Raw genomic sequence first — 15,507 nt, 5'->3', positions numbered from 1 at the left:
GCTCGCGTCGGCGAGGCGCCGCCCCTCACCTCGAACAAGGGGCCACGTTTCGGCTCGAAACACTGCTGTACTTGGGTCGGAGTATGCTGGGGGCCGCCTCGGCGCTGGGCGCGGCGCCGGCCAGCCGCTTTCATGGGCACCCGTTTCTTTGGGCGCGCGTTGGTGCATCACTGAGTCGGGGGGAAGATGATCGAAGAGCACAACAGGCTCATGGAGAACGAAGAACGGCGGGCGTACTGGCGCCGGTGGGGCCCCTACCTCTCGGAGCGGCAATGGGGCACCGTCCGCGAGGACTATAGCCCGTACGGCACGGCCTGGGAGTACTTCCCCCATGACCATGCCAGGTCACGGGCATACCGCTGGGGCGAGGACGGCCTCTGCGGCATCTCGGACAATCACCAGCGGCTGTGCTTCGCTCTGGCTTTCTGGAACGGGCGTGATCCCATCCTCAAGGAGCGGCTCTTCGGTCTCGGGAACCCCGAGGGCAATCACGGCGAGGACGTCAAGGAATACTACTTCTACCTCGACTCGACGCCCACGCACTCGTACATGAAGTGCCTCTACAAGTATCCGCAGGAAGCCTTCCCGTATCAGCTCCTCGTCGAGGAGAACGCGCGGCGAGGCCGCCCGTCGCCCGAGTACGAGCTGCTCGACACCGGTGTGTTCGATGGCGACCGGTACTTCGACATCACCATGGAATACGCGAAGGTCACGGTGGACGACCTCCTCATCCGAGTCACCGCCATCAACCGCGGGCCCGAGGCGGCCGAGCTCCACCTCCTGCCCACGCTCTGGCTTCGCAACACGTGGTCCTGGGACAGGGGCGCCTCCCGGCCACAGCTGCAGGCGATATCATCCGCCCCTGGGTCGGCGGTCATCGCTGCGCGCCATCAGACGCTCGGCGCCCGATGGTTGCACGCCGAGGGGGCGCCCGAGCTACTCTTCACCGAGAACGAGACCAACTTTTCGCGTCTCTTCGGGGTGCCTGCCCGCTCGCCGTACGTCAAGGACAGCATCCATGAGCGCGTGGTGGGGGGAAAGGACGATGCGGTCAACCGGGCCCGCGTGGGCACCAAGGCGGCGGCGTGGTACCGCATGAGCGTGCCGGCCGGCGGGCAGCTGTCGCTTCGGCTGCGTCTCACGGATGCCGACCCAGCCCGGACGGGCCCGGCCTTCGGTCTCGACTTCGAGGAGATCTTCAGCCGCCGCCTCCGCGAGGCCGACGAGTTCTACGACCTCGTCATCCCGCGCACCTTGTCTGCCGAGGGGCGTCTGGTCATGCGCCAGGCCCTGGCCGGCATGCTGTGGACCCGGCAGTTCTACTACTATGACGTCAAGCGATGGCTCGCCGGGGATCCCACCCAGCCGCCCCCGCCGCCCGAGCGGCGACGGGGACGGAACCATGAGTGGACGCATCTGTACAACGAGGACGTCATCTCCATGCCGGACAAGTGGGAGTATCCCTGGTACGCCGCCTGGGATCTCGCCTTCCACATGATCCCGATGGCCCTCGTGGATCCCGAGTTCGCGAAGGCGCAGCTCGTGCTCTTCCTGCGCGAGTGGTACATGCACCCGAACGGCCAGATCCCCGCCTACGAGTGGTCGTTCAGCGACGTCAATCCGCCCGTGCACGCCTGGGCGGCCTGGCGCGTCTACAAGATCGACCGGCGCATCCGCGGAGTGGCGGACCGGGAGTTTCTCGAGCGCGTCTTCCACAAGCTCCTCCTGAACTTCACGTGGTGGGTGAACCGCAAGGACCCCGCCGGTCGCAACGTCTTCCAGGGCGGCTTTCTCGGCCTGGACAACATCGGCGTCTTCGACCGCTCGGCGCCGCTGCCCACGGGCGGGTACATCGAGCAGTCGGACGGCACGAGCTGGATGGGCATGTATTGCCTCAACATGCTGGCCATGGCGCTGGAGCTGGCGCGGGACGACCGGGCCTACGAGGACGTGGCGAGCAAGTTCTTCGAGCACTTCGTCTACATCGCGCATGCCACCCACCACCTGGGCGGGGACAGCATGGGCCTGTGGGACGAGGAGGACGGCTTCTTCTACGACGTGCTCAACCTACCCGACGGCACCCGCTGCCCGATGAAGGTGCGCTCACTCGTCGGCCTCATCCCCCTCTTCGCCGTGGAGACGTGGGACACGGAGCTGGCGGATGGGCTGCCGGGCTTCAACCGCCGAGCGCAATGGTTCATCGACAACAACCCGGATCTCCGCGAGCACATCGCCTTCAAGGACAAACCGGGGGGCGGCCGGCGCGTCATGCTGTCGATCGTCAGCCGGGAGCAGTTGCCGAAAGTCCTCCGCCTCATGCTCGATGAGGAGGAGTTCCTCTCGCCTCACGGCGTCCGGTCGCTGTCTCGCTATCACAAGGATCATCCCTATGTTCTGCGCGTGGGCGATCGGGAATACCGGGTGGACTATGAACCGGCCGAGTCCACCACCCCGCTCTTCGGTGGAAACTCCAACTGGCGCGGTCCCGTCTGGTTCCCCGTCAATTTTCTCCTCGTCGAGTCGCTGCAGAAATTCCATCACTTCTTCGGCGACGATCTCAAGGTCGCGTGCCCGACCGGCTCGGGCCGCCTCATGAGCCTCTGGAGCGTGGCCGCGGATGTCTCCCGGCGTCTCAATCGTCTCTTTCTCGCCGGGCCGGACGGGCGCCGCCCGGTCTTCGGCGGCACCGAGAGGTTCCAGCGCGACCCGCACTGGCGCGGCCTGCCTCTCTTCTACGAGTACTTCCATGGCGACAACGGCGCCGGCCTCGGGGCCAGCCACCAGACTGGCTGGACCGGCGTGGTCGCCAAGCTTCTCTCCCAGAGCGGGGAGTAACCGGGTGGGCCATACCGACGACAATGCAGGCCACCGGACGGCCATGAGCGACGAAGTCGATCCGGCCGCCATGGCCTTGCTGGCCGAGCGTGCCCTCGCGGAGCTGCGCGACGGCGCCCTGGTGGGCCTGGGCTCCGGTCGCGCGGCCGCGGCTTTCGTGCGCGCCCTCGGGGTGCGCGTGCGGGCGGGCTTTCGCGCGCGCGGCGTGCCCACCTCCCATGACACGGCGACCCTCGCCCGCGAGGTGGGCGTGCCCCTGGTCGGCCTCGAGGTCGGGACTCTCGACGTGACGGTGGATGGCGCCGACGAGGTGGATCCCGCTTGCGATCTCATCAAAGGCTTCGGCGGTGCTCTCTTGTACGAGCGCATCGTCGCGGCGGCCTCCCGCCGCCAGATCATCCTGGTGGAAGCGAACAAGCTCGTGCCCGCCCTCGGCCATCACGGGCGGCTTCCCGTGGAGATCGTGCCGTTCGCTCAGCCGCTCTGCCAGGATCGCCTGACCGCCCTCGGCCTGCGGCCCGAGCTGCGGACGGTCGAGGGCCGGACCTTCATGACGGATGCGGGGCACATCCTCCTCGACTGCGGCACGGGCCCCATCGCCGACAAGGCCGCGCTCGACGCTTCCGTGCGGGCGATTCCCGGCGTCCTCGACCATGGTCTCTTTCTCGGCACCGCCTCGTTGGTGCTGGTGGCCGAGGGGGGGCGCGTCCGCGAGCTCGGACCGCGGGCGAGGGTCGCGCGATGAGCTCCCTCGAGATGTTCGAGGACGCGGCGGCGCTGTCACAGGCGGCCGGGGCCGAGTTCGTCGCGTTGGCGATGGCGGCCATCGGCGCGCGCGGCCGATTCACCGTCGCCCTGTCCGGAGGCTCGACCCCCCGGCGCCTCTATGGATTGCTGGCCGCGTCTCCCCTCCGCGACGCCGTCGACTGGGGGCGGGTGGAGTTCTTCTGGGGTGACGAGCGCGCCGTCCCCCCCGAGCACCCTGACTCGAACTATGGCGCCGCGGCCGCCGCGCTCCTCGACAAGATCGGCGCCGCCCCTTCGCTCGTGCACCGGATGCGCGGAGAGGATCCCGATCTCGATCGCGCGGCGCGCGACTATCAGCTCACGATCGCGCGCCGCTTCGGGGTCGACGTCAAGGGCCCGCCTCCGGCCCTCGACCTGATCCTGCTCGGCATGGGGCCCGACGGTCACACCGCCTCGCTCTTCCCGGCGAGCCCGGCGCTGAAGGAGCGGCAGCGCTGGGTCGTGCCAAACCACGCGGCCCGGCTGGGGGCCGACCGGATCACGCTGACCGCGCGCATCTTGAACCAGGGGCGGGAGATCCGGTTCCTCGTCACGGGCGCCGACAAGGCCGAGACCCTCAAGGCCGTTCTCGAGGGCCCGGTTGATCCGGAGCGGCTGCCTGTCCAGCTCATTGCGCCGACGTCGGGTCGCCTGCGCTGGCTCCTCGACCGCGCGGCTGCGGCAGATCTCAAGGGTGGCGCATGATCCTCGCCGGCGATGTCGGGGGCACCAAGACCGCCCTCGCCGTGCTCGACGAGACCTCGGCAACTCGCCGGGTCGTGCGGGAGGCGACCCTGCCGAGCCGCGAGATCGAAAGCTTCGAGGCTGCGGTGACGACCTTCATCGGCGGCGCCCCGGCCCTCCGAGTGCGCGCGGCGTGCTTCGGGGTGGCCGGGCCCGTGGTGGACGGCCGCTGCGTCACCACCAACCTGCCCTGGGAGCTCGAGGAATCGAAGCTCGCGGGCGTGCTGGGCTGCCCGGTGAAGCTGATGAACGACCTGGAGGCGGCGGCCACCGGCGTCCTCGATCTGCCGGACGAGGACTTCCTCATTCTGCAGGCGGGACAGTGGCGATCCGGGCGGCACATGGCCATGATCGCCGCGGGCACGGGCCTCGGCGAGGCGTTCATGATCTGGGACGGCGCTCGATACCAAGTGGTCGCCTCGGAGGGGGGGCACGTGGACTTCGCGCCCCGCGACGAGCTCGAGGTAGATCTCCTCCGCTTCCTTCGGGAAGAATTTGGCCACGTCAGCTACGAGCGCGTGCTGTCGGGGCCCGGCCTCCACCAGATCTATCGGTTCTTACAGATGCGAGCCGGACACGCCGCGCCCGACTGGCTGCGCCACCGGCTGGGAAGCGAGGATCCGAGCGCCGTCATCTCCGAGGTCGCCCTCGCGGGGGGCGATCCGGTGTGCGTGGAGACTCTGGATCGTTTCGTCTCCGTCTATGGCAGCGAGGCGGGCAACCTCGCCCTCAAGGCCGTGGCCATGGGGGGAGTCGTGGTGGGCGGCGGCATCGCGCCCAGGATCCGTGCGCGGCTGACCGACGGCCGCTTCGTCAAGGCCTTTCTCTCCAAGGGGCGCTTCCGAGACCTCTTGTCGACGGTGCCCGTCAAGGTCTCCCTCGATCCGCGGGCGCCGCTCTGGGGCGCCGCGCGAGTGGCGGGGGAGATGGCCAGGACATGAGCGGCGCGGCAGGTATAGTACGGAGGCAATCCGAGCAGCGGGGAGGCCGGACATGAGCGATCCGCTACGGGACGTGCAGAGCCAGACGTGGACGCTGCCCGCGGACCTCGAGGCGGCGGTCAAGGCGGAGATCCAGGCCTGGCAGGAGGCGGGCAAGGTGCGCCGTCTCTGGCAGCGCGACGCGTCGCTGTGGACGGCCACGGACGAGGCCTCGTGGCTCGGCTGGCTCGAGCTCCCCGCGGAGGAGATCGCGCAGATCGATCATCTGAAGCGGGCCCAGGAGGACGCGCGCACGGGCGGCTTCGACCATGTCCTGCTCCTGGGGATGGGCGGCTCGAGCCTCTGCCCCGAGGTGCTGCGGATGACCTTCGGCCGGGTCGCGGGCTTCCCCGAGCTGCACGTGCTGGACTCGACGGATCCCGCTCAGATCCGCAGCGTAGAGCGGAGACTGGATCCCGCCCGGACTCTCTTCATCGTGTCAAGCAAGTCCGGCACCACCCTCGAGCCGAACATCTTCAAGGACTACTTCTTCGACCGCGTCAGGCGGGCGGTGGGTGAGGAAAGCGCGGGGAGCCACTTCATCGCGATCACCGATCCTCGCTCGAAGCTGCAGCAGGTCGCGGAGGCCGCCCATTTCCGGCACGTCTACTTCGGCGTGCCGTCGGTGGGCGGCCGCTACTCGGCCCTGTCGGATTTCGGCATGGTGCCGGCCGCCATCATGGGACTCGGCGTGGGGCATTTCCTGACTCGGGCGAAGGAGATGGCGACGGCCTGCTCCGCCGCGGTTTCCGTGGCCGACAACCCCGGCGCGGCGCTCGGCATCGTGATGGGCGTGCTCGCCAGAGGCGGCCGTGACAAGGTGACCCTGATCGCCTCTCCGGGCATCCACGACCTCGGCGCCTGGCTCGAGCAGCTCCTCGCCGAGTCCACGGGCAAGGAGGGGAAGGGGATCGTTCCCGTGGACCGCGAGCCGTCCGGCGACACGGCCGTCTACGGCGCCGATCAGCTCTTCGTCTATCTGCGCCTCGAGCCCGCCCCGGACCTCCACCAGGACGAGCACGTGGCGGCTCTCGAGCGGGCGGGGCACCCAGTGGTGCGCATTCGCGTCGGCCATCGGTACGATCTGGGGCAGGAATTCTTCCGCTGGGAGTTCGCCACGGCGGTGGCGGGGGCGATCATCGGCATCAATGCCTTCAATCAGCCCGACGTGGAGGCGAGCAAGATCGCCACGCGGAAGCTGACCGAGCAGTACGAGCGCACGGGTATGCTGGCACCCGAAGCCGCCATGCTCGAGGGCGACGGCCTGAGGCTCTATGCCGACGAGGGCAATGCCTCACAGCTCATGGCGGTGCCGGGGGCTCGCACCTCGATCGTGGGAGCCCTGCACGCGCACTTCGCACGGCTCAAGCCCGGTGACTACGCGGCCTTCCTCGCCTATATCGAGATGAGCGAGGCGCACGAGCAGACCCTCCAGGCCATGCGCCGAATGGTGCGCGACGGCAAGCACGTCGCGACCTGCCTCGGTTTCGGCCCGCGCTTCCTGCACTCGACGGGTCAGGTCTACAAGGGCGGGCCCAACTCCGGCGTCTTTCTGCAGATCACCTGCGATGACGCCACCGATCTGCCCGTGCCCGGACAGAAGCTCACCTTCGGCGTGGTCAAGGCGGCGCAGGCCCGCGGCGACTTCCAGGTGCTGGCGGAGCGGCAGCGACGGGCCCTCCGGGTGCACCTCGGCAAGGACGTGACGGCCGGTCTGGAGGCGCTTCGGCGGGCCATCGAACAGGCGCTCGCCTAGAGCGCGGAAAGAGAGCGGCACGACATGCAGATCGGTATGGTCGGCCTGGGGCGCATGGGCGGCAACATGGCGCGGCGCCTCATGAGGGGCGGGCACGAGGTGGTCGCGTACGCGACCGATCCGGCCGCCGTCAAGCAGATCTCGAGCGAAGGGGCGAAGGGTGTCAGCACCCTCGACGACCTCGTGGCCGGACTCACGCCGCCCCGGACGGCGTGGATCATGGTGCCCGCGGGCGAGGCAACCGAGCAGGTGGTGAGGGAGCTCGCGAAGCGGATGACCAGGGGCGACGTCATCATCGATGGCGGCAATTCCTTCTACAAGGACGATGTCCGCCGGAAGAAGATGGTGGAGCCCCAGGGCATCCACTACATCGATGCGGGAACGTCCGGCGGCGTGTGGGGCCTCGAGCGCGGCTACTGCCTCATGATCGGGGGCCCCCGTGATGTCGTGGAGCGCCTGGACCCGATCTTCAAGAGCCTGGCCCCCGGCATGGGCTCCATCCCTCGCACGCCCGGACGTGAAAAGCTCGCGGGGACCGCAGAGCAGGGGTACCTTTACTGTGGACCGAGCGGGGCCGGCCATTTCGTCAAGATGGTGCACAACGGGATCGAGTACGGGCTCATGCAGTCCTATGCCGAGGGTCTCGACATCTTCAGGAACGCCACCAGCAAGGACCTGGCTCCGGAGCTGCGCTACGATCTCGACCTCGCCGACATCACCGAGGTCTGGCGGCGGGGCAGCGTGATCAGCTCGTGGCTGCTCGACCTGACCGCGCAGGCGCTCGTGGAGAACCCCACCCTCTCGAACTTCGAGGGCGTGGTGGCGGACTCGGGGGAGGGGCGGTGGACGGTGATGGCCGCCGTCGAGGAAGGCGTTCCCGCCGACGTGCTCTCCGCCTCCCTGTACACGCGCTTCCGCTCGCGACAGGAGCACACCTTCGCCGAGAAGGTGCTGTCGGCGATGCGACACAAGTTCGGCGGCCACGTCGAGCCGCCCGCGGGCGGCTAGCATGGCGACCGGGCTCAGGCCGCCGCCTCCCTGCACCTTCGTCATCTTCGGCGCCGCGGGCGATCTGACCAAGCGCAAGCTGCTGCCCGCCCTCTACAACCTCAAGGCGGCGGGACTGCTGCCCCGCCCCTTCGCCATCGTGGGGGTGACGCGTAAAGAGAAGACCCACGAGGAGTTTCGAGAGGAGCAGACCAAGGACATCCACGAGTTCGCCACCCAGCGGGTCGACGAGGCGCTGTGGGAGGAACTCCGCCCGTGTCTCTACTACCAGGCCGGGGAGTTCACTGATCCCGCGACGTATACCAAGCTCGAGGCCCTGCTCAAGGAGGTCGGGAAGACCCACGGCACGGGCGACAGCGTGCTCTTCTATCTGGCCACTCCCCCCGACTTCTTCGGCGAGATCGTGAAGCGCCTGGGGGAGACCGGCCTGAGCCGGCAAACGACGGGGGCCTGGCGGCGCGTCGTCGTCGAGAAGCCCTTCGGTCGCGACCTCGATTCCGCCCGGGCTCTCAACGCCGATCTCTCGCGCGTGCTCGAGGAGAACCAGATCTACCGGATCGACCACTACCTCGGCAAGGAGACCGTCCAGAACATCATGGTCTTCCGTTTCGCCAATGGCTTCCTCGAGCCCGTGTGGAACCGCAACTACGTCGACCACGTCCAGCTCATGGTCGCGGAGACGGTGGGCGTGGAGGACCGCGGCAACTACTACGACAAGGCGGGCGTGGTGCGGGACATGATGCAGAATCACATGCTCCAGCTCCTCGCCCTGGTCGCCATGGAGCCGCCCACGTCTTTCCAGGCCGAGGCCGTGCGGGACGAACGCGTCAAGGTGTTCACGGCCATCCGCACCCTCAAGCCCGAGGATGTGCTCAAGGCGACGGTGAGAGGTCAGTACGGCCCCGGGGTGATCGACGGCCAGCCCGTCCCGGGTTACCGGAGCGAGCCGAAGGTCTCGCCGACCTCGAACACGGAGACCTACGCGGCGATACGGCTGGAGGTCGAGAACTGGCGCTGGGCCGGCGTGCCCTTCTACCTCCGCTCGGGCAAGCGGCTGGCCCGGCGCGACACCGAGATCATGATCCAGTTCCGGCGGCCGCCCCTCTTGCTTTTCGAGGAGCGGGAGAAGCAGGTCGAGCCCAATCGCCTCGTGCTCCACATCCAGCCCGAGGAGGGCATCGAGATTCAGATGAAGGCCAAGCACCCGGGGCCGGCCATGGAGCTGAACACGGTCAAGCTCGCTTTCTCCTACAAGGAGTTCGGCGAGACGAGCGCGGCCACCGGGTACGAGCGGTTGCTCTATGACAGCATGATCGGCGACTCGACCCTCTTCCATCGCGCGGACATGGTCGAGGAAGCCTGGCGCATCGTCACGCCCATCCTGGACTTGTGGGCCTCCCTGCCTGCCCGGGACTTTCCTAACTATCCCGCCGGGTCCTGGGGCCCTGCGGTTGCCGACGCGCTGATCGAGCGGGATGGGCGCAAGTGGTGGCTGCCTAAATGACTCGGAGGGGGGCCCCGCCTCCCTTCCGAAACCTCCCCCCGGGATCGATTGCGGCGGCGAAGCCGGCGCTCGAAATGGGACATTCCTGCTCGCGAGAGCCCGAGATTATTGAGACGCACCTGCTCGCCTGCGCGAAAGCTAATCGCCGAGGTCGTGGAGCAGACCTGCCGTCGTCCTCACCCCCTGGAAGAGATGATCCAGCCTCAGGTGCTCGTTGGGGCTGTGCTGTCGATTGTTGGCGTTGGCGTAGGGCACCAGGATGGTCGGCAGCTTCAGGATGTCGGTAAAGGCCCAGATCGGCACGCTGCCTCCCGCCGTCGGCACCACCACCGCCTCCTGGCCGCCATGCGCCCGCTCGACGGCGGCCACCACTTCGGCGCAGATCGGCAGATCGGCGGCGGTCTTGGCGGGGTCATAGCCGCCCTTGTCGAGCACGCGCACGGCCCGCCCGCGTAGATGATCGGGCAGGGGCGCCTCCGCGCCCTCGATAACCTCGAAGCCTTGAGCGCGGATGTGGTCGAGCACGCGCGCGTAGACGGTCTCGAGCTTCTGGTTCTTCACCATGCGGATGTCGATGGCCACCGTGGTCTTGTGCGGAATGATGGTATTGGCTTCGGCCCCCACGAAACCGCTCCGCAGCCCGCGGATGGTCAGGGTCGGATGGAACATCATTCGCTCGAGGTAGTCCTTGGGCAGCGTCACCCCCAGCTCGCGCTCGAGGCTGGGCAGATCGAGCGGATAGCGCGCCATGAGCTCACGCTCGGCCTGGGTGGGCGGGAGCACGCCATCTTCGAAGGCCTCGATGAGCGGCGTGCCGTCGGGGGCCGCCATGCTCGACAGGAGCCCGGCCAGGCGCCAGTTGGGATTGGGCACGGCGAAATTGCCCGAGTGGAGATCGCGGCGCGCGGACTCGACGGTGAGCTCGAACTTCAGCACGCCGCGGGCCCCGAACATGATGGTGGGGCGGCCGCTCGCGTGCTTGGGCCCATCCGTGACGAGGACGAGATCGGCGGCGAGGAGCTTCCGGTGGTTTTCCGTCAGGGGGCCGAAGAAGGGGCTGCCGATTTCTTCTTCGCCGTCGAAGATGAACTTGACGTTGACCCGCGGAGACAGCCTCAGCTCGTCCATCAAGGCCAGCGCCTCGAGATGGGACCAGATCGGCCCCTTGTCGTCTGACGCCCCCCGCGCATGCACGCGCCAGTCGGCCAAGGCCTCCGTGGGCACGCGGTCGAAGGGCACAAAGGGCGCATTGTCTGCCTCATCGACCTTGCGAAAGACCGGCTCGAAGGGCGAGGGCTGAAACCATTCCTGGGCCGGGGCGGGCTTGGTGTCGTAGTGGCAGTAGATGAGTACAGTACGGGCGGCGCCGGGCACCTTGCGCTCGCCGAAGACGGCGGGGCCGCCGCCTGATTCGAGCACGCGAGTCTCGAGCCCGCGTCGTCGCATGAGCGCGGCCAGCCATTCGCTCCCGTCACGCACGCCCTGGGGGTTCTGGCTCACGGTATTGCGGCGGAGGAACTCGAGAAAGCCTTCGACGATGCCGCGTCGCTTGTCGGTCAATCTCGTCTCGAATGCATTCCAGTCGGTGGTCATGCCGCTACCATAACCCGGACGGGAAGCTTGGAGGGGGCTTTGCCCCCCTTCCGACGCGAGGGGCGCTTCTTTCTTGTCTCGACGTCCGCCGGGCTCGTATCATGGAAACGAGGAGGCGCGCGCCCATGAGTCTCGCCTTTCTGATCTTTCTTGCCGTGGTGGCCGCGATCGTCATCTTCGTGATCGTGAGCTACAACCGGCTGGTCTCGCTCGCCCAGCGCACGCAGTCGGCGTGGTCGGACGTGGACGTGCAGCTCAAGCGTCGCACCGACCTCGTCCCCAACCTCGTGGAGTCGGTCAAGGGCTACGCGGCCCACGAGCGCGGCACCCTGGACGCGGTGATCCGGGCGCGCGGCGCCGCGGTGGCCGCGCAGACGCCGGAGTCGCGCGCCCAGGCCGAAGGCCAGTTGACCCAGGCCCTCCGCGGCCTCTTCGCTCTCGCCGAGTCCTATCCCGACCTCAAGGCGAGCGCCAACTTCCAGACGCTCCAGGCCTCGCTGGGAGAGATCGAAGATGCCGTCCAGAGCGCGCGGCGCTACTTCAACGCCGTGGTGCGGGACCTCAACACGACGATCGAGATATTTCCGTCCAACCTCGTGGCCAGCCTCTTCCAGTTCCGGGAGCACGCGTACTTCGAGCTCGACCGGCCCGAGGAGCGGCAGGTCCCCAAGGTCTCCTTCGGGGCTTAGCGATCACCCGAGCCGTCCTCGCCTTTGCCCTGCTGGCGGCGCTCGCCGCCCCCGCGGCGGCCCAGGGCAAGAGCTTTGCCATCGACCGCTTCGCCGTCACCCTCGAGGTCACGGCCGACGGCATCCTCAACGTGCGCGAGGCCATCACCTTCGACTTCAAGGGCAGCCACCAGGGGATCTTCCGCACCATTCCCGTCCGTTACGAGCGTCGCGGCTTCGAGTTCGCGCTCCGCATCGACGAGGTCCACGCCTTCGACGAGCGCGTCATGCCGCTGCGGGCCGAGGTCTCCCGGCTCGGGCGCGCCATCCACGTCAAGGTCTTGGTTCCTGGGGCGGTGGATACGGCGAGAACGGTCATGCTGACTTATCGCGTGCGCCGCGCGCTCATGAACGTGGACGGCCACGAGGAGCTGTACTGGAACGTCACCGGCTCGGAGTGGGACGTGCCGATTCGCCAGGCCGAGGCCGTGGTCTCCTCGCCTGCCTCCATCCCGCTCGAGCAGATCCGGGCCATCGCCTATACCGGCCCGTCGGGGACGGCGGGTGCGGACTACACCGAGGATCGAGCCGACACGTACCTGACCTTCCGGACGACCCGACCGCTTCGCGCGCGCGAGGGCCTGACGGTGGCCGTGGGCTGGCCGCCCGGCGCCATTCGGGGACCGTCGGCGGCGCGCCGGGCTCTGTGGTGGCTGGGCGACAACTGGCCCTTCGCGCTGCCCCTCCTGACCATCACGGGCGCGCTGATCATGTGGCAGCTCTATGGACGGGATCCCGGCGGCGCCCGCACCATCAAGCCGGAGTACGCCCCGCCCGACGGACTCGGTCCCGCGGCGGGGGGAGCTCTCGTCACGGAGAAGGCGGAGCCGCGCGACGTGGTCGCCACCCTCGTCGATCTGGCCGTGCGCGGCTATATCCGCATCGAGGAGATCGAGCCCGACTTCGGCGAGAAGGATTTCGTCTTTCATCGGCTCAAGCCCCTCTCGGGCGATCCCGGCCTCAAGCCCCTCGAGCTCTATGTGCTCAGCCGACTCTTCGGGAGCGACTGGGGGGTCAACGCCCGGCGGCTCTCCGAGCTCAGGCGCGACTACGACAATGTCTTCCCGCCCATGCGTGACGAGATCTACCGGAGCATGGTCCGCGACGGCTTTTTCCCGTCCTCTCCGGAGCGGGTGCGGGCCCTCTGGCTTGTCTCGGGCATCGCGCTTGTGGCCGTGGCGGGCTGGGCCCTCACGAGCGGCACGGAACGGCTCGGGGCGGCGCCCCTCCCGCTTGCCCTCGGTGCCGGTCTCTCCGGTCTCATCGTCGTCGCGCTGTCGCGGATCATGCCGAGGAAGACCTGGCGCGGCGTGCAGGCGCTGGACCGGGTCAAGGGCTTCCGGGAGTTTCTCGAGCGGACGAGCAAGGACGAGCTTCGACGCCTGCCCCCCGATACCATGCACAAGTGGCTGGCCTGGGCCATTGCTCTGGGGGTCAGCGAGCGCTGGATCCACGCATTCGACGGACTGCCCGTCAGCCAGCCCACGTGGTACGTCTCCGGCGGTGGCTTCGACCTCGACAGCTTCGACCGGAGCCTCAGCCGATTCTCCTCGGGCACCGAGCAGGCCCTGCTGACGTCCCGCCGGGGTGCGGGCGACTCATGGAGCGGAGGCAGGGGCTTGTCCGGAGGATCTTCGGGAGGAGGCATGGGCGGCGGGGGCGGGGGCACGTTCTAACAGTTGACCGCATCTAGTTTTCTGGGGCAGGAGGGCTCCGTTTCTGGTAAAAAAACCAGGCCCCATGCGATATCCTCTCGCCCGCTGTTCCCTGGCCTGTTTCCTGGTCTTGGCCTTGCTGGGTGGCGCTGTTGCGCCAGCCTGGGCCCAGCAGTCGGAGACCGATGTCTTCGTGGCCCAGGCCATCCTGGCCTATGAAGACAAGCGATACGACGAGGCCCTGGGCCATCTCCGCGAGGCCGTCGAGCAGGAGCCGAAGAATGTCGAGGCCTGGTATTACATGGGCCTCGTCTATATCGCCCAGCAGCGGATGCCCCAGGCCGCCGAGTCCCTGGAGCGTGCCCGCTCGCTCGCCCCCAACGACTTCTCTGTGCGGTTCCTCCTGGGCGTGGTGTATTTCTCCCAGGAGCGCTACGAGCTGGCCCAACCCATCCTGGAGCAATGCTTCCGCGAGCGGCCGAAGACCGAGGGCCTCGGCTACTACGTGGGCTTCATGCGGTACCGCAACAAGCAATACGCGCCCGCGGTGGAGGCGCTGCGCGCCGAGACCTCGGAGAACCCGGCCATACAGCAGCTGACCCGCTTCTACACCGGCCTGGCCCTGGCCGTGATGGGATTGCCGGAGCGCGCCGCCGCCGAGCTCGATGCGGCCACGCGGGGTCTCACCGGATCGGCGCTGACGGGACCGGCCGAGCGTCTCCGCGATAGCTTTGCCGCGGGCGTGGGCGGGGGCAGTCGCTTCCACGCCGAGCTGCGGCTCGGCTTCACGTACGACACCAACGTGAAGGTCATTCCCGCCCCGAGCGATGACCTGGTGGTCAAGGAGCTCCAGCACACGTCGACCACGTCGCCGGGCGAGCTTGCCTCGCTCACCCTCTCCTATGACTGGCTGCGCGCGGGGCCATGGGAGTCCACGGTCGGCTACCAGTTCTTCGAGAACTACGTCAACAACTTTCCCAACTTCAGCGTTCAGGATCATGTCGGGGTGCTCGGCCTGACCTACCGAGGGGCCATCGAGACCGGCGTGCTGGCGGGCCGCCGTTTCCTTCTCGGATCGCAGTATGCCTATGACTACCAGACGCTGGGCGGCAAGCAATTCCTCCAGCGTCAGACGGGTACCGTGTTCGGCACGATTCAGTGGAACGCGTCGCCGGAAGGCAATCCCTGGATACCCGCCAACGTGACCACGCCCATCGGACGCATCCAGGGCAAGATGTTCGCCAAGTTTGTCGACTTCCCCGCGCCTCCCGAAGAGGAGCGGAGCGGCATCAACTACATGATCGGGTTCGCGCACACCTTCTACTGGCAGGGCGACCGGCACTGGCTCCGGCTCGGCTACCAGTGGGACACGGATGACACGAGCGGCCGCGACTTCCAGTATCGAGGAAATCGTATCCTGGCCGGCGTGCAGTACACGGTGCCCGTGGCGTTGACGCGGGTGAGCTACAACCTGGACGTGCAGTTCCGAAACTACCTCCACGCCAACGTGCTTCTGCCCGTCCAGAATCCGGGCTCTCGGCAGCGATACGACACCGAGCAGAACCACATCTTCAAGGTCGAGCATCCGTTGCCGTGGCTCCAGAGGCAGGAAGGGGGCGTGACGCGATCGCCGCTGACCCTGGCCGTGGAATATCAGATCATCGCGCAGCAGTCGAACTTGAAGGTCTTCCAGTACAACCGCAGCGTGCTGTCTGTCTCGGTCTCGTATCAGTACTGAGCCGGCTGATCGGCCGGCGGGGGCGGGGGACTACTTGCCGCCGACCGTGACCTTGCTGCTGGCGCCGCTCACGGATACGAGCGCCGTGGCCGACGAAGCGTACTGGATGGCGCCGAGGCTCGGGTTCCTGACGGCCCCGTCGGCGATGGAGACATTGGCGGCCGTGGCCCCGTTCAGCAG

General features: G+C 67.9%; 11 protein-coding genes. 10 read left to right on the top strand and 1 reads right to left on the bottom strand.

The window, feature by feature from the left end:
• Nucleotides 1–186 precede the first annotated feature (186 nt).
• From VGT00_07210 to zwf, 7 genes are read left to right on the top strand one after another with little or no spacing between them, the layout of a single operon-like run.
• A complete protein-coding gene (locus VGT00_07210) occupies nucleotides 187–2,835 on the top strand; it encodes a glucosidase (GenBank protein HEV8531185.1) in 2,649 nt (882 codons plus the stop codon).
• Between the two features lie 4 nt (nucleotides 2,836–2,839).
• Nucleotides 2,840–3,580, top strand: a complete 741-nt coding sequence (rpiA, locus tag VGT00_07205; protein HEV8531184.1) for a ribose-5-phosphate isomerase RpiA — start codon at nucleotides 2,840–2,842, stop codon at nucleotides 3,578–3,580.
• Complete coding sequence (pgl, locus tag VGT00_07200; protein ID HEV8531183.1) at nucleotides 3,577–4,326, top strand: 6-phosphogluconolactonase; 750 nt, start codon at nucleotides 3,577–3,579, stop codon at nucleotides 4,324–4,326. The genes rpiA and pgl overlap by 4 nt, the downstream gene beginning before the upstream one ends.
• The gene (gene glk, locus VGT00_07195) at nucleotides 4,323–5,306 is read left to right on the top strand and encodes a glucokinase (protein HEV8531182.1); all 984 of its coding nucleotides are present in this window, start codon (nucleotides 4,323–4,325) and stop codon (nucleotides 5,304–5,306) included. Before pgl ends, glk begins: the two co-directional genes overlap by 4 nt.
• A 52-nt stretch (nucleotides 5,307–5,358) precedes the next feature.
• Nucleotides 5,359–7,101 (top strand): bifunctional transaldolase/phosoglucose isomerase, encoded by a 1,743-nt coding sequence (locus tag VGT00_07190; protein HEV8531181.1) that lies wholly within the window; start codon nucleotides 5,359–5,361, stop codon nucleotides 7,099–7,101.
• A gap of 24 nt (nucleotides 7,102–7,125) precedes the next feature.
• Entirely contained in the window at nucleotides 7,126–8,109 is a 984-nt protein-coding gene (gene gnd, locus VGT00_07185; GenBank protein ID HEV8531180.1) for a decarboxylating 6-phosphogluconate dehydrogenase, read from the top strand.
• A 1-nt stretch (nucleotide 8,110) separates the two neighbouring features.
• Nucleotides 8,111–9,613 carry a glucose-6-phosphate dehydrogenase gene (gene zwf / locus VGT00_07180; GenBank protein ID HEV8531179.1) on the top strand — a complete coding sequence of 501 codons (1,503 nt, stop codon included), beginning with the start codon at nucleotides 8,111–8,113 and terminating at the stop codon, nucleotides 9,611–9,613.
• A 138-nt stretch (nucleotides 9,614–9,751) separates the two neighbouring features.
• On the opposite strand, the gene VGT00_07175 is transcribed toward zwf, so the two are convergent.
• Nucleotides 9,752–11,206 carry a M20/M25/M40 family metallo-hydrolase gene (locus VGT00_07175; protein ID HEV8531178.1) on the bottom strand — a complete coding sequence of 485 codons (1,455 nt, stop codon included), beginning with the start codon at nucleotides 11,204–11,206 and terminating at the stop codon, nucleotides 9,752–9,754.
• A gap of 125 nt (nucleotides 11,207–11,331) precedes the next feature.
• Between VGT00_07175 and VGT00_07170 the strand changes: the two genes are divergently transcribed.
• From VGT00_07170 to VGT00_07160, 3 genes are all read left to right on the top strand, one after another.
• Nucleotides 11,332–11,895, top strand: a complete 564-nt coding sequence (locus VGT00_07170; GenBank protein HEV8531177.1) for a LemA family protein — start codon at nucleotides 11,332–11,334, stop codon at nucleotides 11,893–11,895.
• Nucleotides 11,787–13,610 carry a DUF2207 domain-containing protein gene (locus VGT00_07165; protein HEV8531176.1) on the top strand — a complete coding sequence of 608 codons (1,824 nt, stop codon included), beginning with the start codon at nucleotides 11,787–11,789 and terminating at the stop codon, nucleotides 13,608–13,610. The genes VGT00_07170 and VGT00_07165 overlap by 109 nt, the downstream gene beginning before the upstream one ends.
• Nucleotides 13,611–13,674: 64 nt before the next feature.
• On the top strand, nucleotides 13,675–15,327 hold the full coding sequence (locus tag VGT00_07160; protein HEV8531175.1) for a tetratricopeptide repeat protein: 1,653 nt from the start codon (nucleotides 13,675–13,677) through the stop codon (nucleotides 15,325–15,327).
• The last annotated feature ends 180 nt before the right edge of the window (nucleotides 15,328–15,507 follow it).

The sequence above is a fragment of the Candidatus Methylomirabilota bacterium genome (assembly GCA_036002485.1).
Lineage (GTDB): Bacteria > Methylomirabilota > Methylomirabilia > Rokubacteriales > CSP1-6 > AR37.
The sequence above is the reverse complement of the archived record's forward strand: the minus strand, read 5'-3'. Positions and strand labels throughout refer to the sequence as shown.